This window comes from Desulfofundulus thermosubterraneus DSM 16057 (genome assembly GCF_900142025.1).
GTDB lineage: Bacteria > Bacillota > Desulfotomaculia > Desulfotomaculales > Desulfovirgulaceae > Desulfofundulus > Desulfofundulus thermosubterraneus.
On record NZ_FQZM01000018.1, the window covers coordinates 21,672 to 43,888 of the forward strand.

Annotated in this window: 23 protein-coding genes; 18 read left to right on the plus strand and 5 right to left on the minus strand. The window is 55.3% G+C overall.

Going from position 1 to position 22,217, the window contains the following annotated elements:
* The first annotated feature begins 6 nt into the window (after nucleotides 1-6).
* The 9 genes from BUA65_RS07985 to BUA65_RS08025 all read left to right on the plus strand — a co-directional run bounded on the left by BUA65_RS07985 (nucleotide 7) and on the right by BUA65_RS08025 (nucleotide 10,007).
* A complete protein-coding gene (locus BUA65_RS07985) occupies nucleotides 7-564 on the plus strand; it encodes a TRAP transporter small permease (RefSeq protein ID WP_072868709.1) in 558 nt (185 codons plus the stop codon).
* Entirely contained in the window at nucleotides 542-1,819 is a 1,278-nt protein-coding gene (locus BUA65_RS07990) for a TRAP transporter large permease (protein WP_072868711.1), read from the plus strand. The genes BUA65_RS07985 and BUA65_RS07990 overlap by 23 nt, the downstream gene beginning before the upstream one ends.
* Before the next feature lie 241 nt (nucleotides 1,820-2,060).
* On the plus strand, nucleotides 2,061-3,227 hold the full coding sequence (locus BUA65_RS07995) for a 2-methylaconitate cis-trans isomerase PrpF family protein (protein ID WP_114281479.1): 1,167 nt from the start codon (nucleotides 2,061-2,063) through the stop codon (nucleotides 3,225-3,227).
* 31 nt (nucleotides 3,228-3,258) lie between these two features.
* The gene (locus BUA65_RS08000; protein WP_072868713.1) at nucleotides 3,259-4,260 is read left to right on the plus strand and encodes an isocitrate/isopropylmalate dehydrogenase family protein; all 1,002 of its coding nucleotides are present in this window, start codon (nucleotides 3,259-3,261) and stop codon (nucleotides 4,258-4,260) included.
* Nucleotides 4,261-4,274: 14 nt separating this feature from the next.
* Nucleotides 4,275-4,955, plus strand: coding sequence for a 4Fe-4S dicluster domain-containing protein (locus BUA65_RS08005; protein ID WP_084062170.1), 681 nt, complete (start codon nucleotides 4,275-4,277; stop codon nucleotides 4,953-4,955).
* A gap of 19 nt (nucleotides 4,956-4,974) precedes the next feature.
* Entirely contained in the window at nucleotides 4,975-6,600 is a 1,626-nt protein-coding gene (locus BUA65_RS08010; RefSeq protein WP_341349612.1) for an FAD-binding protein, read from the plus strand.
* Nucleotides 6,601-6,700: 100 nt separating this feature from the next.
* Nucleotides 6,701-8,623, plus strand: coding sequence for an aconitate hydratase (locus tag BUA65_RS08015; protein WP_072868715.1), 1,923 nt, complete (start codon nucleotides 6,701-6,703; stop codon nucleotides 8,621-8,623).
* 85 nt (nucleotides 8,624-8,708) lie between these two features.
* Entirely contained in the window at nucleotides 8,709-9,110 is a 402-nt protein-coding gene (locus tag BUA65_RS08020) for a 4Fe-4S dicluster domain-containing protein (protein WP_084062172.1), read from the plus strand.
* An 18-nt stretch (nucleotides 9,111-9,128) separates the two neighbouring features.
* The gene (locus tag BUA65_RS08025) at nucleotides 9,129-10,007 is read left to right on the plus strand and encodes a CoB--CoM heterodisulfide reductase iron-sulfur subunit B family protein (protein WP_072868716.1); all 879 of its coding nucleotides are present in this window, start codon (nucleotides 9,129-9,131) and stop codon (nucleotides 10,005-10,007) included.
* A 165-nt stretch (nucleotides 10,008-10,172) separates the two neighbouring features.
* Here the strand turns inward: BUA65_RS08025 and BUA65_RS08030 are convergent, their stop codons facing one another.
* Nucleotides 10,173-10,907, minus strand: a complete 735-nt coding sequence (locus BUA65_RS08030; protein ID WP_072868718.1) for a sulfite exporter TauE/SafE family protein — start codon at nucleotides 10,905-10,907, stop codon at nucleotides 10,173-10,175.
* A 222-nt stretch (nucleotides 10,908-11,129) separates the two neighbouring features.
* On the opposite strand from BUA65_RS08030, the gene BUA65_RS18525 reads away from it, so the two are divergent.
* The 8 genes from BUA65_RS18525 to BUA65_RS08070 all read left to right on the plus strand — a co-directional run bounded on the left by BUA65_RS18525 (nucleotide 11,130) and on the right by BUA65_RS08070 (nucleotide 18,967).
* Nucleotides 11,130-11,267, plus strand: a complete 138-nt coding sequence (locus BUA65_RS18525; RefSeq protein WP_207543873.1) for a hypothetical protein — start codon at nucleotides 11,130-11,132, stop codon at nucleotides 11,265-11,267.
* A 311-nt stretch (nucleotides 11,268-11,578) separates the two neighbouring features.
* The gene (locus tag BUA65_RS08040) at nucleotides 11,579-12,697 is read left to right on the plus strand and encodes a D-alanine--D-alanine ligase (RefSeq protein ID WP_072868721.1); all 1,119 of its coding nucleotides are present in this window, start codon (nucleotides 11,579-11,581) and stop codon (nucleotides 12,695-12,697) included.
* An 84-nt stretch (nucleotides 12,698-12,781) separates the two neighbouring features.
* The gene (locus BUA65_RS08045; RefSeq protein WP_072868730.1) at nucleotides 12,782-13,879 is read left to right on the plus strand and encodes a tetraprenyl-beta-curcumene synthase family protein; all 1,098 of its coding nucleotides are present in this window, start codon (nucleotides 12,782-12,784) and stop codon (nucleotides 13,877-13,879) included.
* Nucleotides 13,880-13,940: 61 nt separating this feature from the next.
* Nucleotides 13,941-14,309 (plus strand): LapA family protein, encoded by a 369-nt coding sequence (locus BUA65_RS08050; protein ID WP_072868732.1) that lies wholly within the window; start codon nucleotides 13,941-13,943, stop codon nucleotides 14,307-14,309.
* Between the two features lie 110 nt (nucleotides 14,310-14,419).
* Nucleotides 14,420-14,929 (plus strand): CGGC domain-containing protein, encoded by a 510-nt coding sequence (locus tag BUA65_RS08055; RefSeq protein ID WP_072868733.1) that lies wholly within the window; start codon nucleotides 14,420-14,422, stop codon nucleotides 14,927-14,929.
* Between the two features lie 173 nt (nucleotides 14,930-15,102).
* A complete protein-coding gene (locus BUA65_RS08060) occupies nucleotides 15,103-16,275 on the plus strand; it encodes an FprA family A-type flavoprotein (RefSeq protein WP_072868735.1) in 1,173 nt (390 codons plus the stop codon).
* A 234-nt stretch (nucleotides 16,276-16,509) separates the two neighbouring features.
* Nucleotides 16,510-17,205 carry a rubredoxin gene (rd, locus tag BUA65_RS08065; RefSeq protein WP_072868737.1) on the plus strand — a complete coding sequence of 232 codons (696 nt, stop codon included), beginning with the start codon at nucleotides 16,510-16,512 and terminating at the stop codon, nucleotides 17,203-17,205.
* A gap of 364 nt (nucleotides 17,206-17,569) precedes the next feature.
* Entirely contained in the window at nucleotides 17,570-18,967 is a 1,398-nt protein-coding gene (locus tag BUA65_RS08070) for an MFS transporter (protein WP_072868738.1), read from the plus strand.
* Between the two features lie 34 nt (nucleotides 18,968-19,001).
* On the opposite strand, the gene BUA65_RS08075 is transcribed toward BUA65_RS08070, so the two are convergent.
* Both BUA65_RS08075 and BUA65_RS08080 read right to left on the minus strand, forming a co-directional pair.
* Nucleotides 19,002-19,280, minus strand: a complete 279-nt coding sequence (locus BUA65_RS08075) for a TFIIB-type zinc ribbon-containing protein (protein ID WP_027356961.1) — start codon at nucleotides 19,278-19,280, stop codon at nucleotides 19,002-19,004.
* A 179-nt stretch (nucleotides 19,281-19,459) separates the two neighbouring features.
* Nucleotides 19,460-20,218, minus strand: coding sequence for a tRNA lysidine(34) synthetase (locus tag BUA65_RS08080; RefSeq protein WP_072868740.1), 759 nt, complete (start codon nucleotides 20,216-20,218; stop codon nucleotides 19,460-19,462).
* Nucleotides 20,219-20,322: 104 nt separating this feature from the next.
* Between BUA65_RS08080 and BUA65_RS08085 the strand changes: the two genes are divergently transcribed.
* On the plus strand, nucleotides 20,323-20,682 hold the full coding sequence (locus BUA65_RS08085) for a hypothetical protein (protein WP_072868742.1): 360 nt from the start codon (nucleotides 20,323-20,325) through the stop codon (nucleotides 20,680-20,682).
* 39 nt (nucleotides 20,683-20,721) lie between these two features.
* Here BUA65_RS08085 and BUA65_RS08090 read toward each other — a convergent pair whose 3' ends face one another.
* A complete protein-coding gene (locus BUA65_RS08090; protein ID WP_439328936.1) occupies nucleotides 20,722-21,792 on the minus strand; it encodes a DUF763 domain-containing protein in 1,071 nt (356 codons plus the stop codon).
* 88 nt (nucleotides 21,793-21,880) lie between these two features.
* The gene (locus BUA65_RS08095; RefSeq protein WP_072868745.1) at nucleotides 21,881-22,078 is read right to left on the minus strand and encodes a ferredoxin; all 198 of its coding nucleotides are present in this window, start codon (nucleotides 22,076-22,078) and stop codon (nucleotides 21,881-21,883) included.
* Between the last annotated feature and the right edge of the window lie 139 nt (nucleotides 22,079-22,217).

Consider the following 22,217-nt stretch of genomic DNA (forward strand, 5'->3'; position numbering starts at 1 on the left):
TCAAAAATGAAACGTCTGCCGCGTATTTATTCCGCCTTCGAGGAGGCTATTGCCGGTATCTTTTTCTTTGCGGGAGTAACCCTGATCTTTTACGGGGTAATCAGCCGCTATGTATTTAAAAACCCCCTGTTTTGGGTGGACGAGATCTCTACTTATATACTCGTGTGGGGGTGTATTCTGGGTTGGAGCATCGCCCAGCGGGACGGGCGTCACATCCGGGTTAGTCTTTTATACAATTATATGCCACGAAAAGTGCAACACTATGTAAGTATCTTTGCCAGCATGGCCAGCATTTTGTTCTGCTTGTTCCTGACTTACCTGGGATACGTTTTGGAAACCAAGTACCTGCATACAGGACAGCGGTCCTTAAATACGCAGTTTCCCTTGTGGGCGGTGTACTTTTTTGTTCCCATTGCAGCTTTAATGCTTTGTACCCGGTATATTGAAGAGTTGTACCACCTTTTAAAAAATGGGGGAAAGGACAGGCCGGTGGCAGGGTCCGTGGAAACCGAGGATGGACAGAAAGGAGTAATGTCGCATCATGGAGGCAGCCCTACTCTTTAGTATTTTCATCATTTTGTTTCTTTTGCACGTACCCATTGCCTTGAGCCTGGCCATTTCCAGTGTCCTGGTTTTAGCCTTAACTACGGACTTCAACCTGTACATGGTGGCCCAGAGGATGTTTTCCGCCCTGGAGTCCCCTCCGCTCATGGCCATTCCCGGTTTTGTCCTGGCCGGTGCCATTATGGCCCACGGGGGGATTTCCCGGTACCTGATTGCTGCCCTGCGGGCCTGGGTCGGTCACCTGCGGGGGGGGCTTTCGGTAGTAACCATCCTGGCCTGCATGATCTTTGCCGCCATCTCGGGTTCCAGCCCGGCCACTGCTGCCGCTATCGGAGGCATTCTTATACCGGCCATGGTAGAGGCCGGGTACGAGAAGCGTTACGCCATGGGGCTGGTGGCTGCTTCCGGTACCCTGGGTATTTTGATCCCGCCCAGTATTACCTTTGTGCTCATCGGGGTAACGGCTAACGAGTCCATCGGTAAGCTTTTTATGGCTGGTGTGTTACCGGGTATTTTGCTGGGCGGTGTACTCCTGTGTACAGCCATCATTTATGCACGGATTAAAAACTACGGTGGTGAGCCTAAGGTCGATTGGAAAACCAGGTGGCAATGTACCTGGAAAGCTATCCCCGGTTTTTTGCTACCTGTGATCATTCTGGGCAGCATTTACGGCGGTATCTGCACACCAACGGAAGCTTCAATTGTGTCCGTCTTTTACGCCCTTTTTGTAACCATCTTTATATATCGTGAAATGACCTGGAGCAGGTTTCGCTCCATCCTCAGGGAAGCCATTGGCATCACTTCAATGATCTTCTTGATTATTCCCGCTGCCATGACCTTTGCCATGTATTTAACCAGTGAACAGATTCCGGCTAAAATTGCTCAATGGATTGCCGGTAGCAATTTGGGTGTGGCTGGCTTCTGGGTGGCAGTAAACACCATGTTCTTTGTCATGGGTACTTTTCTGGAGGCTGTTTCTATTGTGCTGATCACCCTTCCCATTTTGATACCTATAATCAAACACCTGGATATCAATATGCTCCATTTTGCCGTCATTATGGTCATCAATATGGAACTGGCCATGATTACGCCTCCCGTGGGACTGAACCTTTTTGTGGTCAGCGGGATTGGCCGGGAGCGTCTGGAAGAAGTCGTCAAGGGCGTACTGCCCTTTATAACCGTTATGATCCTTACCCTTATATGCTTGATTCTTTTCCCGAAAATTTCCCTTTACCTGCCCTCGCTAATGCGCTAAAATTAAAAACTGAACCCACGTATTTTGTATACATTTTAAAAGCCGTTTTTCGAGGAGTTCCCTTTGATGAGCTTTATAGCCGGGAACTTCGGTGCAACTGCGGTTATTCACCACCGTGCGGGCAGACCGGGCGGTAAGAGTGGATAAGGCAACCAGTTGTAACTTACGGTTACATGCTGGTTGCCTTTATGTTTTTTAACCCATTTTATCCGACGGGATGAGAAAAGGAGGTTTCTTAGGCGTGCGGGAGTTTGAAAAAATACGCTGCGCCATCATCCGGGGAGGTACCAGCAAAGGGGTTTTCCTGCTGGAAAACGACCTGCCCCGGGATCCTGAAACACGGGACCGGGTGATCCTGGCCATCTTTGGCAGTCCCGACCCCCGGCAAATTAACGGCCTGGGCGGAGCGGACTCTTTAACCAGCAAGGTGGCCATTATCGGGCGTTCCAGCAGGCCCGACGCCGATGTGGATTACACCTTCGGGCAAGTCAGCATTACGGCCCCCCTGGTGGATTATAAGGGCAACTGCGGCAATATTTCTTCCGCCGTGGGTCCTTTTGCCATCGACGAGGGCCTGGTTAAAGCAGTGGAGCCCGTAACCACGGTACGTATCTTTAACACCAACACCGGGAAAATCATTGCGGCGGAAGTTCCCGTTAAGGATGGGAGGGCGGTCACCGAGGGTGACCTGGCCATTGACGGCGTGCCGGGTACCGGCGCCCGCATCACTTTGAACTTCCTGGATTCCGGTGGAGCGGTAACGGGAAAGTTGCTCCCGACCGGCAATTTAAAGGATGAAATAACCCTGTCCGACGGGACCAGGCTGACGGTGTCCCTGGTGGATGCCGCCAACCCGGCGGTATTTTTTAAGGCCACGGACCTGGGGCTGACCGGCGTGGAACTGCCGGATGTGGTCAACAATGACCCGCAGTTACTGGCCCGCATCGAAGAGATCCGGAGCATTGCCGCCGAAATGATGGGGTTGGCGCACCGGCTGGAGGCCACAGCGAAAAGCCCGGCGGTACCCAAGATCGTCTTTGTCTCTCCGCCCTGTGCATATAAAACCAGCGACGGCCGGGTCATCGAAGCCGGCCAGATTGACCTGGTGGCGCGGACCATGTCCATGCAGAAGATGCACAAGGCCTTCGCCGTAACGGGTGGGATCTGCACGTCGACGGCAGCCAAGCTGGAGGGGACGGTGGTCAGCGAGGTCCTGGGCCCATCTGCCCGGCAGGGCAATGTGGTCAGGTTGGGACATCCTTCGGGCACTTTGGAATTTGAAATCGAAATTTCCCGCGATGCCGGCGGCAATCCGCGGCTGGAAAAAGCTGCGGTGGCCCGGACGGCCCGCCGCATCATGGATGGTTTTGTTTATGTGCCGCGCCGGATTTTCTGGCCGGAAGTTTAACTGGTAACAGCACACAAAAGGAGGGGCTGGCATGTACCGCATTACCCTGATTCCCGGAGACGGCATTGGACCCGATATCACGGCGGCTACCAGGACGGTTCTGGCCGCTACCGGAGTGGATATTCAGTGGGAGGAAAAACTGGCCGGAGAAACCGCCCTGAGGGAGTACGGGGAGCTTTTGCCGGAGGATACCCTGGCCTCCATCAGAAAAAACAAGGTGGCCCTGAAGGGCCCCCTGACCACTCCCGTGGGCACCGGTTTCCGCAGTGTTAATGTGGCCCTGCGCAAGGAGTTTGATTTGTTCGCCAATCTCCGTCCTGCCCGTACATACCAGGGCGTTAAATCGCGCTATGATAATGTGGATCTGGTGGTTGTCCGGGAAAATACCGAGGACCTGTATGCCGGTATCGAACATATGGTAGGCGAAGATGCGGCCGAAAGCATCAAGATTATCACCCGCCGGGGGGCGGAACGGATCATCCGCTTTGCCTTTGAATATGCCGTGCGGGAAGGACGCAAAAAAGTGACTGTGGTCCATAAAGCTAACATCATGAAGTGCACCGACGGCCTGTTTCTGGCCGTGGCCCGGAAGGTAGCCGAGGATTATCCCCAAATTGAATTTGAAGATCGCATTGTGGACAACATGTGCATGCAGCTGGTGCAAAAACCGGAGCTGTACGATGTGCTGGTGATGCCCAACCTCTACGGGGACATCATATCGGACCTCTGTGCCGGCCTGGTGGGCGGTCTGGGGATGGCCCCGGGGGCTAATATCGGCACCGATATAGCCATCTTTGAACCCGTTCACGGTAGTGCCCCCAAATACGCCGGACAGAACAAGGTAAACCCCTCAGCCATGATTTTTTCCGCTGTCATGATGCTGAAATACCTGGGTGAAAAAGAAGCGGCGGCTAAGGTGGAAAGGGCGCTGGCCGAAGTCATCCGTGAAGGACGTGTGGTGACCTACGACCTGGGAGGCAGCGCCAGCACCTCCGAAATGGCCGAGGCCATTGTAGACAAAATGCGCGGGTAAGGAGGTAGTCCCCTGTGGGAGAGTCGTTAGTTCCAATCTACATCATGGGGAAGCGCTACGAGGTACCCGAAGGACTTACTATTATGAAGGCCCTGGAATGGGCAGGTTACCAGCTTATCCGCGGCTGTGGTTGCCGGGGCGGTTTCTGCGGCGCCTGTGCCACGGTATACCGGGTGCCCGGCAACTTCCGGATACAGGTCGGTTTGGCCTGCCAGACGCCGGTTACCCCCCATATGACCCTCATGCAATTGCCCTACTTCCCGGTCAATAAAGCCATTTATGACCTTGACAAGGTGGGTTCACCTTTAGAAACTCTATTGCAGCTTTACCCCGAAGCCACCCGCTGCCTGGGGTGCAATACCTGCACCAGCGTTTGTCCGCAGAAATTACAGCCCATGTATTACGTGGCGGCGGCGCTGCGGGGGGATTTTGCCCGGGCGGCGGAACTGTCCTTTGATTGCATTATGTGCGGTCTCTGTGCCGCCCGCTGTCCGGCCCAGCTGGTGCCGTACAACATTGCCATCTTTGTCCGCCGTTACTACAGCAAACATATGAGGCCCAAACCCCAACACCTGAAGGACCGGGTGGCCGAAATCCGGGCGGGCCTCCACGATCAGGCTCTGGCCGGGATTGCCGCTGCCAGTGAAGAAGAGTTGAAGAAGCTCTATTTAGAACGGGAATTTGAAAAGCTATAATGCGGGGAGGAGATTTCAGGTGGGCTATCCCATAGAAATGCAGGAATCAATTCGCAAGCTGGAAGCTACCCGTGCCTTTCGCCTTCAGCAGGAAATTCCGCGCCTGACGCCGGAAGAAAAAACCCGCCTGCTCGAGCAATGCCACCCCGACTTCCGTCCGGATGGGATGCGGTCGGTAAGGGTAGGCCCCAATAAAGGCCAGCGCATGCAAAATGAACTGGTGGATATCCTGGAGGCCTACAGCCGTATTGACCCAGATCGTGTGGATCTCAGCCGTATAGATTACGATGTGGATGTCCTGGTGGTGGGCGGGGGTGGTGGGGGAGCAACTGCCGCCCTCATTGCCCACGAAAATGGAGCGCGGGTGCTTCTGGCCACCAAGCTGAGGTTGGGCGATGCCAATACCATGATGGCTGAAGGAGGTATTGCCGCCGCCACCCAGCCCAATGACTCTCCCTATTTACATTTTCTGGATACCATTGGTGGAGGAAGGTTCCAGAATAAGCGGGAGCTGGTCTGGGCGCTGGTACACGATGCGCCCCTGATCGTGGAATGGCTGAAGGACCTGGGGGCCATGTTTGATACCCACCCGAACGGGGATCTGGTGGTATCCTTTGCCGGGGGGCACTGCCGCCGCCGGGTGCACTCCTGCAAGGACTTAAGCGGTATGGAATTTATGAGAGTTATTCGCGATGAGCTGTGGAACAGAAGGGTGGAAGTGCTGGAATTCAGTCCCGCGGTGGAACTTCTGCTGGACGAAAGAGGCCGCTGTGCGGGGGCCATTTTGATGAACCTGGAGACCCGCGAGCACATCATTGTCCGGGCCAGAGCGGTTATCCTGGCTACCGGCGGCATTGGCCGCCTGCACCCCAATAAATTCCCCACCACGAACCATTACGGTGCCACTGCCGACGGGCTGGTGATTGCTTACCGGGCCGGAGCCCGCCTTTTGCACATGGACGCCATTCAGTACCATCCTACCGGTGCCGCCTGGCCGGAGCAGATGTTGGGTCAGCTGATCACCGAGGCCCTGCGGGGCAACGGTGCCCAGTTGGTGAACGTACACGGGGAAAGGTTTATCAACGAACTGGAAACCCGCGACGTAACCTCTTCGGCCATCATCCGGGAAGTACGGGACAGGAAAAATGGGGTACGCACACCCACGGGTATGGAGGGGGTGTGGCTGGATACACCTCTAATTGATATCCGCGGTGGAGTGGGAAAACTGGACCGGATGTTTGCCGGCATAGTGCACCGGTTTCGCGAATACGGCATTGACGTTCACAAAGAGCCCATCCTTGTCTTTCCAACACAGCATTACCAGAATGGTGGTATCGAGATCGATCCTGAAGGGAGAACAGATATACCCGGCCTTTTTGCGGCCGGCGAGGTGGCGGGAGGAGTGCAGGGCAGGAACCGTCTGGGCGGGAACTCCCTGGTGGACATTTTTGTCTTTGGCCGGCGGGCCGGACAGGCAGCGGCGCTTTTTGTCAGGGAGGGTCCTTCACCTGGAAAGCTTACGCTGGAACACGTGCGCCGTTATCATCGGGAACTGGCAGCCGAAGGTATTGAAAAGGGGCGCGTCTCGCCGCTGTTGCTTCCCGATTATACCCGTCCCGAAGTTAAAGAGCGTCGCTATAGTTAAATTATTAATGATATAATTGGGATGACAAGCATTTGCCTTTACCGGAGAGGCGTGTCAACGGCAGGCAAGTGCTATTTTTAGGACGGAAGAGGTGGTATTTATGGGCTACAATCTCACCCAAAAGATCCTGCTCAATCACCTGGTTTCCGGTACCCTGCAGCCGGGTCAGGAGATCGCCATTAAGATAGATCAAACCCTTACCCAGGATGCTACCGGTACCATGGCTTACCTGCAGTTTGAGGCTATGGGGATCCCCCGGGTCAAAACAGAACTTTCCGTATCCTATGTGGATCATAATACCCTGCAGACTGGCTTTGAAAATGCCGACGACCACCGGTTTTTACAAAGTACGGCCGCTAAATACGGGGCTTATTTCTCCAGGGCGGGCAACGGCATCTGCCACCAGGTTCACCTGGAGAGGTTCGGCGTACCCGGCAAAACCCTGCTGGGATCGGACAGCCATACCCCCACGGCCGGGGGCCTGGGTATGCTGGCCATTGGGGTTGGCGGCCTGGACGTGGCGGTGGCCATGGGCGGAGGTCCTTTCCATATGGTGATGCCCAGGGTGGTCAACGTCCGGCTGCACGGCCGGCTGGCGCCGTGGGCCACGGCCAAGGACGTGATCCTGGAGGTTTTACGCCGCCTTACCGTTAAGGGTGGGGTGGGCAAGATCCTGGAGTACGGCGGGGAAGGGATCAAATACCTTACCGTGCCTGAACGGGCTACCATAACCAACATGGGGGCGGAGACGGGTGCCACCACTTCCATTTTCCCCAGTGACGAAGTAACCAGGGCTTTTTTACGGGCCCAGGGCCGGGAAGAGGTCTGGGTGGAACTGGGGCCGGATCCGGATGCCGCATATGATGAAGTGCTGGATATTGATCTCAGTTCACTGGAGCCCCTGGTGGCCTGCCCCCACAGCCCCGACAATGTAAAGCCGGTGCGCGAGGTGGGGCCGCTGGCCGTGGACCAGGTGGTCATCGGCAGCTGTACCAACTCTTCTTACCTGGATTTGATGAAGGTTGCGGCCATCCTCAAGGGGAAAGTGGTGCATCCCCGGGTAAGTCTCGTTATCGCCCCCGGCTCCCGGCAGGTATATGCCATGCTGGCACAAAACGGTGCCCTGGCGGATCTGGTGGCCGCCGGTGCCCGGATCCTGGAGTGCGCCTGCGGGCCGTGCATTGGCATGGGGCAGGCCCCCCCTTCCGGCGGGGTTTCGGTGCGCACCATTAACCGGAACTTCAAGGGACGCAGCGGTACGGCCGATGCCCGGGTGTACCTGGCAAGCCCGGAAACCGCGGCAGCAACTGCCCTTACGGGCAGGCTGACCGATCCAAGGGAACTGGGTGACCCTCCGGAAATCGCGCTGCCTGAAAGATTCCATGTGGATGACCGCATGATCTTACCCCCTGCTGATAACCCGGATGACGTGGAAATCGTGCGCGGTCCAAACATAAAGCCCCTGCCGGTGGCCGAACCTCTACCCCGGAGCATACAGGGCCGGGTGCTCATTAAGGTGGGCGACAACATCACCACCGACCACATTATGCCGGCCGGGGCCAAGGTGTTGCCCCTGCGTTCCAATATCCCGGCCATGGCCGAGTATGTTTTTGCCGCCGTAGATCCTTCTTTCCCCCGCAGGGCCAGGGAGGCCGGGGGCGGGATTATCGTGGGCGGGGAAAATTACGGCCAGGGCTCCAGCCGGGAGCATGCGGCGCTTGTTCCCATGTACCTGGGTGTGAAAGCCGTGCTGGCCAAATCCTTTGCCCGCATTCACCGGGACAACCTGATCAACTTTGGTATTCTGCCCATCACCTTCATTGAGCCTGCAGATTACGACAGGTTGGAGCAGGACGATGTGCTGCAGATCGATCAGGTACACCAGGCCCTGCAAGACGGAGCGGACCTGGAGGTTAAAAATGTCACCCGTAATTTTACCATTAAAGCACGGGCGCAGGTGACGCCCCGGCAGGTGGAGATCATCCTGGCGGGAGGTTTGCTTAATTATACGCGCAGGGGCTAGAACATGCGTAACAGGGAGCACCAGTGCTTGACATGAAATAAGGACGGTTACGGTATCCGGAAATAATTAAAGGAGCCCGATGCCAATGGCTATGGAACTATCAAACAAAATGAGTCGGGAGATCATTGAGCGAATTAAGGAAATTAGCGGGCAGGATCCGTATTTATGCATGCAGTGCGGCACCTGCAGTGCGGGATGTACGGGCAGGGAGATCATGGAACTGTTACCCCGGCAGGTCATGCGCCTGATCCAGTTGGGTAACGCCCAAGCCCTGCACTGCCGCTCCATTTGGGTCTGCAGCACCTGTTTGCTTTGTACCGCCCGCTGCCCGCGGGGTATAGATCTGGCCCGGTTAATGGAAGCTCTACGGGTAATCAACCTGCGCTTGGGCAGGGAAGTGCTGGTTGCAGAGAAAATACCGGTGGAATTGCTCACCCGGGTTCCCCAGATGGCCTTGACCAGTGGTTTTCGCAAGCTGAGCGCTTGAAAAGGGGGGCATAGGGATATGAAAATACCATATTTTCCGGGATGTACGTTATACAATAAAGCAAGAGGTCTGGATAATTCTACCCGGGCCTCCCTGGCCGCTCTGGGGGTGGAGCTGGCCGAGCTGCCCCAGTGGACCTGCTGCGGAACGGTATTTCCCCTGGCCCGGGATAATTACATGGGCATGGTCGCAGCGGCGCGTATTTTGGCCGGTGTCGCCGGAGAAGGAGAAGACAGGCTGCTTACAGTTTGCTCCTTCTGCTATAACGTTCTAAAACGAGTAAATTATGAAATGCAACATAATCTGGAGGCCAGGCAAAAGCTCAATGATTATTTAGAAGAGAATTATGGCGGGGAAATACAGGTGGTCCATCCACTGGAAATTTGCAAAGAAGACGTGGGGTTTAACGCTATCCAGGCTAAAACGAGCCGTAACTTGAAAGGGCTTAAGGTGGCCTGTTATTACGGTTGCATGCTTGTGCGGCCTGCTTTGGAGATGGGTTTTGACGATCCGGAGAACCCCACCATCATGGAAGAGATGGTTGCCGCCCTTGGCGCGGAAGTAGTGGAATACCCCCATAAAACAACCTGCTGTGGCTCCTACCAGGTGCTGCACGAAAATGACCTGGTGAGGCAAAGGGTACGGGACATTCTCAACTCCGCCGTTGCCAAAGGGGCGGAAGCAATCATCACCAGTTGCCCCTTGTGCCAGTTTAACCTGGACTGGCTGCAGGAAAAAATCCTGGAGCTAAACACCGGCTTTCGCCAAATCCCCGTCCTGTATTTCACCCAGCTTCTGGGGGTGGCCCTGGAACTCCCCCGGGAAAGCCTGGGACTGGAGCAGCATTACGTAGATCCCCGGCCCTTATTGCTGGGGGCTATGCCTCCTCTTCGGTAAAGGCGGCGAGAACCTCCCGTGCCTCCTGGATTCTTGCCGCCGGCACCCATATTTCCAGGACGACCACCGGACCCATGATAACTTTCAAGCAGCGGTTGATACCGGAGTATTATTTTTTAATTATTCTTTCCGGCCCGGCCGTATTTTTGTATACCATTTTGGCCCTTAGAATAACGTCGTGGCCAGGGAATAAATGGCTACCAGGGTGACCAGCAGGGGTACCCCCCGGCGAAAGAGTTCCTGGGATACCCGGGGGAAAATGCCGAAACCCAGCGCCTGGCCCAGCAGGGCAAAGGGGACCAGGGAGAGGGCGGTCAGGATGGTCTGCCGCTCCAGGGCCTGCACGGCCAGCAGAAGGAGCAGGCTGGCGGGGTAAACCAGGCAGAAATAGGCGGCGGTGGTGGCTCGGAACTGCTCCTTGGGCACTTCCTGGTGATTTAAAAAGAGCACCACGGGAGGGCCGGGCATGCCCACACTGGCCCCTAAAAAGCCGCCCGCAGCTCCCACTATGGCTTCGGTCCAGGAGCCAAAAGACTTACGGGGAACCCAGTCCAGGAGGAGGGCCAGGGCAAAGGCCAGAGTGACCAGGGCAATGATGATTTTAAGCCTGGTGACGTCGAAGTGGATAAAAACATAGGCTCCCAGGGGTATGCCGGCCAGACCGCCCAGAGACAGGTTTCTGGCCATGGGCTTGATGATGTTCTTCCGTACCTGGTACGTGAGGAGGGCCAGCGAACAAAAAGAAATGACCATGGTCATACCCACGGCAGTGTGGGCGTTGTAGGCCAGCACCAGCAGGGGGACGAGAATGAGGGCCGCGCCAAAACCCGTCACGGCCTGCAGGGTGGTGGCCAGGGTTACGGCCAGGGCGGCCACCAGCCAGGAAAGGGAGAAAATCAAAGGAATCCCTCCAGAATAGTGCAGTATTGAAATGGGGTAACTGCTCCGTTAAACCGTGTGGCTACAGTCATCCGTCAAGAGCCATAGCCTCTAATTTTGCCCGCCATGGTTCTGCCGGTGCGAAGGGCGGGTGGGCCCGGCACTGGCCTGAACCGGTTTGGCCAGATACACGAAAGGCAAAACGTATACTTTAAATTATATACCAGATATGGGGTAATGGGTTTGGTTTTATTAGTGGGCCCGGCCCTGCGGGGGAGCCATGTCGTGGCCGGGACAGGGAAGGTTCGATTTCTGGAGATTCTCGGTTTGGTTTTAAACCCGTTCAACCGGATTCTCCAGCCCATGCGGATGGCCCTTTAGCGAGTGGTGCCTGGCAGTTTACCGGGATGGGGACCTGGTGATTAAGCTCCGGAGGTTCAGGTTTCCACTGGTATTGGTCAGTGGATCAGTTTGTTTGAGTGCCGGCATTTAGTAAATTAACCCCAGGGGATTTGCTACCCCTGGGGTTTCTTCGTTTCTTTAAGTCGGCGGCCGGTTATAATCCCGGTGTGAACCCATCCCGCCCTTTTTTATGGTATACTTATGATATTCCGGTATCATTGATGGGAAATAAATCTAAAAAGGAGCAAGTTCGAATAGATTATTACAAAACTATGGTGGGAGGATGGCCGATGGCAAAAAAACGGGTGGCGGTCATTTTTGGCGGGCGTTCTGGAGAACACCAGGTCTCCTTAAACTCGGCGGCTTCGGTGATTGGCGCCCTGGATAAAGATAGGTACGAGGTTATTCCCGTGGCTATTACTCCGGAAGGAAAATGGTTCGCAGGTGTTGAGCCGGCACAAATGCTGGCCGGACAGGACCCGGAGCAACTGGGGCAAAGGGTCGCTCTGCTGGCAGACCCCACTTATGGGGGCCTGGCTCCTGTAGGGGATGGAAGCGTAAGAGTGGAACAGTTGCGCCCCATCGACGTGGCCATTCCGGTATTGCACGGCACCTTTGGCGAGGATGGTACCGTCCAGGGGCTTCTGGAGCTGGCCAATATCCCCTATGTCGGAGCGGGGGTGATGGCTTCGGCAGTGGGAATGGATAAGGTGATGATGAAGACCGTCTTTGCCCGGCACGACCTGCCCCAGGTGCATTTCTGCCACTTCCTGCGCCGTGATTGGGAGCGGGATCCGGAGGCAGTACTGGACCGGGTGGAACAGCTGGGCTATCCCGTCTTTGTCAAGCCGGCCAACCTGGGTTCCAGTGTGGGCATATCCAAGGCGAGGAACCGGGAGGAACTGCGGCGGGCCATAGACCTGGCCGCCAGCTACGACCGTAAAATTATCGCGGAGGAATTTGCAGATGCCCGGGAGGTGGAAGTAAGCGTTCTGGGCAATGATGATCCCATGGCATCCCTGCCGGGGGAAATTATTCCCTTAAACGAATTCTACGATTATGAAGCCAAATACGTGGAGGGAAAATCCCGCCTGGTTATACCGGCCCGGTTGCCTGACGAAACCATGCTGGAACTGCAGAGACTGGCCATCCGTGCCTTTAAGGCCCTGGACTGTGCCGGATTGGCCCGGGTGGATTTTTTCCTGCGTCGGGACAACGGGGCGGTGCTAATCAACGAAATCAACACCATTCCCGGGTTTACCCGCACCAGCATGTACCCTAAGATGTGGGAAGCCACCGGCATCCCCTATCAGGATTTGCTGGACCGGCTTATCGAGCTGGCCCTGGAAAGGCACCGGGAAAAGAACCGGTCCCGGACCACCTTCCAGCCTTCGGTGGCCGCCGGTTAAAACCGGCCGGTTTTAACCGCATAACCCCTGCCCGGGACCGAAAAAATACCATATGCACAAGGCGTTTTTGGAGGAGCTGGTATCATGTTTTCCTACCAGGCATCAAAGCCCTGCCCGGGCAGATGGGAAGTGGCGGCCCGGCTGGGGTTAATGGGACGCTTTCTTTTTCTGGCCTTTCCGGGAGTGGCCCGGGAGTTGAAAAACTGGCGGCTGATGGCGTCGCGTTGCCCTGAGCCGCACCTGCGCCGGATGGCTCTAGCCAGCATTGGCGCCAAGGCATTTCACTGCCAGGGGGGCAGCGTATTTAGCGCCTGGACCGGCAACCACCGCCGGGAGTTGATCCGGGCCATTGTGGCCCTGCAGACTATCAGCGACTACCTGGATAATTTGTGCGACCGGGCGGGGGTGCAGGACGGGGAGGCCTTCCACAGGCTGCACCGGGCCTTTGTGGACGCCCTTTGCCCCGGGGCGTCCGGTTGCGATTATTATGCCCTCTATCCCTACCGGGAGGACGGCGGGTACCTGCGGGAACTGGTACGCTCCTGCCAGCAGGCCCTGGCCCGGTTGCCCGCCTACGGGCCGCTGCGGGAAAGGGCCTGCCGGCTGGCCGAACTCTATTGTCAGCTTCAGGTGTACAAGCATATCCAGTGGCCTCTACGGGTGAAAAGCCTGACCACCTGGCTGGAACCCTTGCTGGAAAGCCTCTCGGAAAGGCTCTACTGGTGGGAACTGGCTGCAGCCACCGGTTCGACCATTGGCATCTTTGCCCTCTTCGCCCTGGCGGCCAGGGGGAATTACACCGCGGATGAGGTGGAAAGAGTCACCGCCGCCTATTTTCCCTGGATCTGCGGGTTGCACATTTTACTGGATTACTTTATCGACCAGCAGGAAGATGTGGAAGGGGGCGACTTAAACTTTGTTTCCTATTACCGGGACGGGCAGCAGGCTGCCGGGCGCCTGAAGTATTTTGTGGACCGGTCCCTGGTCCTGGCCGCGGAATTACCCGATCCTCATTTCCATATGACTGTCGTGCAGGGCCTTCTGGCCATGTACCTGTCTGACGCCAAGGTGGACGAGCAGGGCCTGCAGCCCACCCGCTGCCTGCTTCTGGAAAGCGGCGGCCCCGCTGCCCGCCGCCTGTACCGCCTGTGCGCTTTTTTACGGAAAGTCGGGATTGTTTGAACACGGCCTGCGTAAAAGTTTCAGATTTATATGATTAATTAGCAAGGAGGGGTATAAGAGAATGAGTAAGGCGCAGATCTACTTTGTCCTGGCCCTGGTTTTGGCCGTGCTGGTGGCAGTATTTGCCGTACAGAATCTCGAACCGGTTAGCATCAACTTTCTGTTCTGGCACCTGGACGGCATCTCCAAGGTGCTGGTGATCCTGTTTTCTACCATGGCGGGGGCCCTGGCAGTGCTGTTCCTGGGTGTATGGTGGCATTTCAGGAGATACCTTTATATCCGCCGCCTGGAAGGGGAAGTCCAAAAGCTGAGGGGCGAGCTCAACAGTTGTAAAAAGGCGGCCGGGCTTCCTCCGGCCGGGGAGTCATCGGATGTTGGTTCCAGCCTGGGTGAGGCGGGTACTGAAAAGCAAAACGGCACCTATGCTTGAGGTGAAACTTGCCGCCACCCTTTGTGATCTATTTCATTGTCCGTTCAAATTTAAATTCCTATAATGGGCCCTGATAAGTACCAGACCAACGGGAAAAAAGGATGATGCACATGAAATGGACCAAAGAGGCCCTGCAGTACATGAACAACGTCCCCTTTTTTGTGCGGGAAAAAGCCAGGAAAAAGGTGGAGGAGTGGGCCAGGCAAAAAGGGGTCGGGGAAATCACCATGAACGAGGTTATGGAAGCCCGGAGCAAAATGACCGCCCGGGACCCCAATGCTCCTCCGCCGGCCAAACCCAGGATTGCCGTGGTACGCTGCAACATTGTTTCCGAGGTCTGCCCGGGCGTGGGCTGTCTTAACAGCTTCAACAAAAGGGAACAGCACTTTGCCCGCTACGGCCCCGATGCCGAGCTGATCGGCTTTTTCACCTGCGGAGGATGTTGCGGACGCCGCGTTTCCCGGCTGGTGGAAAAATTGCTGCCCTACGATCTTACCCATGTTCATTTGAGCTCATGCATGCTTTTGGAGGGGGACTATCCCAGGTGTCCTTTCAAGGAGCAGATCAAGAAGACCATCCAGGCCAAAGGTGTGGAGGTCATCGAGGGGACGCACCACTGATTCACCGCGTGCCAGTTCTTCCAAAAAATTTTTGCAGGCATACAGGAAAACAGTTATCAATCTTGAATTCTATATTAAGAAAGCAAAAACGTTTTTGCTGTAGCTTTGTACGGTTTAGCGGTGGGATATAACTAACTGGCTCATCTATGCAACAAAGGGGGAATACAATAATCATGCAACCGGTGGAAATCAAAACGAAAATATACTGGGTGGGCGGCATCGATTGGGACTTGCGTTACTTTCATGGCTATCTCACTCCGCGGGGAACCACCTACAATGCGTACCTGATTGTGGATGAAAAAATTGTGCTGGTGGATACGGTCAAACACTACCTGTTTGATGAAATGTTGAGCAGGATCAAAAAAGTTGTTGATCCGGCCAAAATCGACTACCTGGTGGTCAATCATGTGGAAATGGATCATTCCGGTAGCGTTCCCAAAATAATGGATCTCGCCCCGGGTGCCAAAATCGTAACTTCGCCCCAGGGGAAAAAGGGTTTGGAGCGGCATTACAAAAGGAATTGGGACTTTGTGGTTGTTAATTCCGGTGACGAACTCAACATCGGCTCCCGCACTTTAAAGTTTGTGCACACTCCCATGGTGCACTGGCCCGACTCAATGGTCACCTATATCCCTGAAGAGAAACTGCTTTTGCCCAACGATGCCTTTGGACAGCACATTGCCAGCATTGAACGTTTTGATGATGAGCTGGGATGGGATGTGGTTCACGAGGAAGCGGCAAAGTACTACGCCAATATCGTTTTGCCCTACGGCGACCAGGTAAACAAGGCCCTGGATGTTGTTTCCCAGCTGCCCATTGACGTAATTGCCCCCAGCCACGGGGTGATCTGGCGCTCCTTCCTGCCCCGGATTTTGCAGGTTTACCGCCGGTGGGCCAATCACGAAACCGGGAAAAAAGCGCTTATAGTATACGATACCATGTGGGGTTCTACGAAGAAAATTGCTCTGGCCCTGCAGGACGGCCTGGAGGATGCCGGTATTCCCGTTACGGTCAGGTTCCTGCAGACCAGCCACATCTCGGAGATTATGCCCGACGTGCTTGTATCAAAAGCCGTTTTAATTGGCACGCCCACCTTAAACAACGGCATGCTGCCCAGCGTGAGTGCTTTTCTCACCTACCTTAAAGGACTGAGGCCGAAAAAACGGATCGGGTTTGCCTTTGGTTCTTACGGCTGGGGTGGTCAGGGTGCGAAAGAAGTAAAGGCGTTTATGCAATCGATGGGCTGGGAAGTGCCGCTGGATGTCGTCAACCTTCAGTATATCCCCGGTGAGGACGAACTGGAAGCGGTGCGGGAAATGGGACGTAAGCTGGGGGAGGTGTTGTAGCTGGAGTGCAAACTTGAACATGCCGCAGGACCGGGAAAAGTTAGTTGATGTGGGGGGATGCTGTAGCTGGAGTGTAAACCCCCGGTAAAGGGCACCCGCCACAAAGGGCCTGCGTTTGAAGAGTGAGTGCCTGGGGGAAAGCTATTTTAACCAGCAACGGGTGCGGGCGGTCGTTATGTTATGGAACGCCTGGAAGAGACGGCAATAAGGTAAATTTTTAAATGCCAGAGGGGGATGGTCTTTTTGGACTCCAAAGCCCTGCACAAGATCAGTTACGGTCTTTATGTTATCACCTCTAAAAAAGGTGACCGTTTTAACGGACAGATTGCCAATACGGTGTTTCAAATTTCAAATGAGCCACCGACAATTGCCGTGAGTATTAACAAGCAAAACCTGACCCACGGGTTTATCAAGGAAAGCAGGGTTTTTGCGGTTTCCGTATTAGCCCAGGAGGCCCCTCTTTCCTTAATCGGGCGCTTTGGCTTTAAAAGCGGCAGGGAAGTGGATAAGTTCAACGGCCTGAAGTATGAACTCAGTCAAAACGGGTTACCCTACCCCGCCGAACATGTTCTCGCCTACCTGGAGGCCAAAGTAATTCAGGAAGTGGATGCCGGAACGCACACCATTTTTATTGGCGAACTCACCGATGCAAAAGTGTTAATAGAAGGTACTCCCATGACCTATGCTTACTATCACCAGGTAAAAAGGGGGAGTATTCCTAAAACCGCTCCCACCTTTATTCAAAAACAAGCAGAGGTGACTGTAAAAATGGATAAATACGTATGTTCTGTCTGCGGCTACGTTTACGATCCGGAAGTAGGCGATCCGGAAAACGGTGTACCTCCGGGAACGCCCTTTGAAAAACTTCCCGGCGATTGGACGTGTCCTGTTTGCGGGGTGGGCAAAGAGGAGTTTGAGAAGGAGAGTTGAATCACTTTCACTTTTTAGCCGGGATCGCACAATGCACGTTCCAGAAGTCGCCTTGCCTTTGTCAGGGCGATTTTCTAAATATGCCTCCGGCAGGGATGGGGAGAACACTTGCGCGGGTTAACCCCCGGTTTCGAAAATGCGCTTCAACCGTGCTGGTCGTGCTCATGGGGGCAGCGAGGTGACCGCAACAGGCCTTGGAGGCATACAGCTGCTAGCCAAGCTGTGTTGCCGCATTATATGGGGCAGGTATTTTTTTGGTTATGCCCGGGAGGATTTTTATTTTACCCGTTGAAATGTCAAGATAATAATGAATTCCAAATAATAAACTCCCGGGGGGTGGGCAGTCCCTGCGACTGCAAATGACATGGATGACACGCGGGACTTGAAAAAATACGTTTTGCTGGCGGCCACCCTGGCTTCCTTTTTAACTCCCTTTATGGGCAGTGCCGTCAACCTGGCCATTCCGGCCATTGGCCGGGAATTTCACCTGGACGCTTTGATGCTCAACTGGATTGTTACTTCCTATCTCCTGGCCTCCTCTGTCTTCTTGCTTCCTTTCGGCCGGGCGGCGGATCTGTACGGCAGGAAAAAGGTCTTTCTGGCCGGGATTATTACTTATACCTTGTTCTCCCTTTTAAGCGGCCTGGCTACTTCAGGGGAAATGCTGATTCTTTTCCGCATCCTGCACGGCATTGGCGGGGCCATGATCTTCGGTACCGGCGTGGCCATGCTGACCGGCGTATTCCCTCCCCAGGAACGGGGGAAAGTGCTGGGCATCAACGTGGCGGCTGTTTATACGGGGTTATCCCTGGGGCCGGTGGTGGGCGGGTTTTTAACCCACCAGCTGGGCTGGCGGTATATTTTCTACCTGAACTTTTTGCTTGGCTTAATTGTGGTCCTGGTCACCGTGTTTAAACTCAAGGGAGAATGGCGGGATGTGCGGGGTGAAAAATATGACCCGGCGGGGGCGTTCCTTTACACCCTGGGCATGGCGGCGTTCATGTACGGCATTGCGTCGGCCAACGCCAGCACCTATGCCCGCTGGGTCCTGGCACTGGGTCTGGTTTTGTTGGCCCTGTTTATCCGGCAGGAACTGCGCTACCCCTATCCGTTGATCAACCTGAACCTTTTCCGCAACCTGGTTTTTGCCTTTTCCAACCTGGCGGCGCTCATTCACTACAGCGCCACCTTTGCGGTGGGGTTTTTGCTTTCCCTGTACCTGCAGGTGGTCAGGGGGCTGGATGCCCAGACTGCCGGCTTTATCCTCCTGGCGCAGCCCATTCTGATGGCCCTTCTTTCCCCGCTGGCCGGCAGGCTTTCCGACCGTGTTGAGCCGCGGTTGCTTGCTTCCCTGGGAATGGCCTTGAGCTTTGCGGGACTTTTTCTTTTTTCCCTTATAAACAAAACCACTCCCCTATGGGTAATAATGGGAAATCTGGTGTTGCTTGGCATTGGTTTTGCCCTGTTTTCTTCGCCCAATACCAATGCGGTAATGAGTGCAGTGGAGAAACGCTATTACGGAGTGGCTTCGGCCACCCTGGGTACCATGCGCCTGGTCGGCCAGGCTTTGAGCATGGCCCTGGTTACCTTATTCTTTGGCTTTTATTTGAAGGGCAGGGCCATCACTCTGGCTGCGAGTCCGCTTTTGCTGAAAAGCATGCATATATCCTTTTTGCTCTTTGCCGTGCTCTGCGCCGGCGGCGTATATTTCTCCCTGGCCCGGGGGGAGGTCCGGGAAAAAGAAGGGCGGCCGGCAAAATAAAAAGGGTGGTCGGGAAACGCGCCACCCAGATTTTTTAATCAAACAGATCTTCAAATAACTCGAAGATGCTGCGTTTCTTTTTGTGCTTGTGGTAGCCGTGATGGCCGTAGTGGTCGTGATGGTGATAGCTGTGGTGCTCGTCGTAATCTTTGTAGTGCTGAAATTCGCCGTGGAACTCCCGGGCCAGGGCAATCACCTTTTCCAGTTCTCCGCCGTCGAGCCACACCCCGTGGCAGCGGGAGCAGACATCCAGCAAAACCCCGAAGCGGGGCACTTCCCTAAGGGGTACATGGCATACCGGGCAGTCCTTCATCAAGAAACGCCTCCTTACTTTAAAATCATATGCTGCTTTCATTATAACCAAAAAATGTTACCCTGTAAGCAAGCTTGTTACCATGCAGCCAGTGGTAGTTACCAGAAAGGCGCGGCAGGCAAGCCCTATCGAGGCGTGAACCACTTCCGTGTAGCCCTACGGATTGTTCCGGAGGTGGTTTATTTGTCAGGACCCGGTTCCAACCACCCGGCCTTTTCGATGGCGGTGAGAAATTTTTCGCGGATATCGGGGTAGGCTTTCGCCATCAAGCCGACCAGGGAGCGTATTTCTTCCCGCTTCGTTTTACCGCTGGCAGGACAGGGGTTATCTATCACGGGAAGATTTTCAGCCCGCGTGATACCGGCCAGGGTGGCTTCCGGCAGGTAAATAAGGGGGCGGATAAGCACCAGGCCGCTTCTGGCCAGATGGGTTACCGGCGTAAAGGTGGCCAGCCGGCCGGTATAGACCCAGTTTAAAAGAAAGGTTTCCAGGAGGTCATCCAGGTGATGCCCCAGAGCCACCTTGTTGCAACCCAGCCGCCGGGCCGCTTCGTGGAGGGCGCCCCGGCGCAGGTGGGCGCACAGGGCACAGGGGTTTTCCTCCCGGCGGTGTTCAAAGACGATGGCTCCGATGGCCGTTTGTTCCACATGAAATGGTATGTCCCGTTCCCGGCAAAAGGAGGCCAGGGGTGCAGGATCAACCGGCCAGCCCAGGTCAAGAAAGACGGCGTGAAAGTCAAATGAAAGGGGGGAATAGTGTTTGAGCAGCCACATTATGTACAGGAGAGCGGAACTATCCTTGCCCCCCGAAACGCCTACGGCAATTTTATCGCCTGCCGTGATCATGGAGTACCGGTAGATTGCCCGTTTCACTTTCGTCAGGAACCATTTCCCGTAGGTGCGCTTGATTTGGTAGACTGCCTTACTCTGGTCCTTCATCTCTTACCTCTAGAAACCCTGGATTCTTGCCATTTAGAGCAAAAATCGTGTAATATTAAAGAACAATGGTAAAACCATGAGAACTCTTTGTAGAGGGTGAGGCAATGAGTCTTTATTATGATGTACAAAAAATTGTTGTACCGCGCATTGTTCACCTGGCCCGGGAGATGAATCTCGGCGCCGGTCAGGTTGTGGAGCTGGACTGCCCGCGGGCGACCCTTTTGAACATTGCCTTTCGCATCCGCACTACCGGGATCGTGAATCTCTTTGTGGAGGAGTACAACGGGCAGGAATGGGAGACCACCGGCAGGCTGGAGGTCGAAGAAGGGGAAACTGTGTGGCACCATATCTTAAAACAACCCTGCTTTCGATTGCGCCTTGCCAATCCCTCGCCTGCCGGTGCCGTGGAGGTTTCCATCGACGCCAACCTGCCCTGCCTGAAAGAACTTGGTGAAATAAAATAAAAGGCTTCAATAATCTCCGGGACAAGCCGTGTCCTGGCGCTAAAACGCGTGGCGGGGCCACCGGCCCAGGCGGCGGAAGGCCTCTATTTTTTCCTGGCGGCCCAGGCGGCTTTCGGCCAGGGCCTTCTCCAGGAAGGCTATGGAGTGATCATAGGTGGCCCGGTCCACGGGATAAGGGTGGCCGTCCTTGCCTCCGTGGGCAAAACTGAACCTGGCGGGATCCCTGAAGCTGGGCGGTGTTCCGTAAGCTAGTTCCGAGAGCAGGGAAAGAGCCCGCAGCGCTTTGGGCCCCACTCCTTCGGTGACCACCAAGGCGGCGAAGTTCTCCGGCTGCCGTTCGTAACTTTTCAGGAGCACCCGGTGCAGCCTGGCCGGATTCAGGTCGGCCAGTTCCACGCGGTGCCTGGCCGGCAGGTTGAGGGCATCCTGCTGCAACCGGGTTAGATCCCGGAGCAGGTTTTCCGGCTTTTCCCTGGCCAGTTCGGCAATCACCTTCCGGGCGGGGTCACTTTCCAGGGCCACCAGGTTAAGGGTTTCACCCCTGTAATCGCAGCATACCGCCGTATGGGGTTCACAGACAAAATCCTTTACCGTGGTGCTCAACCAGTGATAGCGGCGGGCCCAGCGGGTAGTTTCATTCATACCCTGCTGGATGATAGCCCATTGTCCGGAGGAAGTAAAAAAGAAGGTATGGTGGTAGAGCTGGTATCCGTCCTGGACGGCGGCGTTGTCCACTTTGGCGGCCATCTTGCTCGCAAAAACCAGTTCTTGAGGATCCCGGGCGAGGGGAAACTTTTCCCCTATGGCCAGGATTTCGCCAGGTGTCTGGCGGGAAGTCTTTCCCTTGCCGCCCGCCACAAAAAGCCCCAGCTGGCCGGCCCGGTCCCGCAGGGCTTCCTTTAACGCACCGCAGACGGTGGTGGTTAAACCGGAAGAATGCCAGTCAAATCCCAGTACGCAACCCAGGGCTTGAAACCAGAAGGGGTCGGCCAGCCTGGCCAGGATCCCGTCCGGGCCGCTTTCCACCACCATCACTTCAATTAAGGCGCGGCTCATTTTGACCATCCGTTCAAAGAGCCAGGGCGGGCATTTCCCTCCGTGCAGGGGCAGGTTGGCCGTTCCGGTTCGCATATGCAATTCCTCCAGCAAATAAGGGGGCGCCTTTCCCGGCGCCCCTTGATTTTAGCTTTGATGCTTTCTATTCCTCTTTCCAGTGGATGCACTGGGCAGGGCACATATCAATGGCTTCCTGAATTTCATCTTCACTGGCCCCCTGTGGATTGATCACCTCGGCGAAGCCCAGGGTTTCATTCATCTGGAAGACATCCGGGCAAACGTCTGCGCAGGAGCCGCAGGCCAGGCATTCTTCCGATTCAATGTACGGAATTTTGGCCACGGTTTTCCCCCCTTAACTTTTCCGTTTGTGGTTGTGCCGCCGGTGATATTATATCACCTTCACCAATCATTTTGAATAGAGGCGAATGGATCTTCTTTTGTATTTTGTATGCACCATGCAGGAAAATGAAAAATTTACT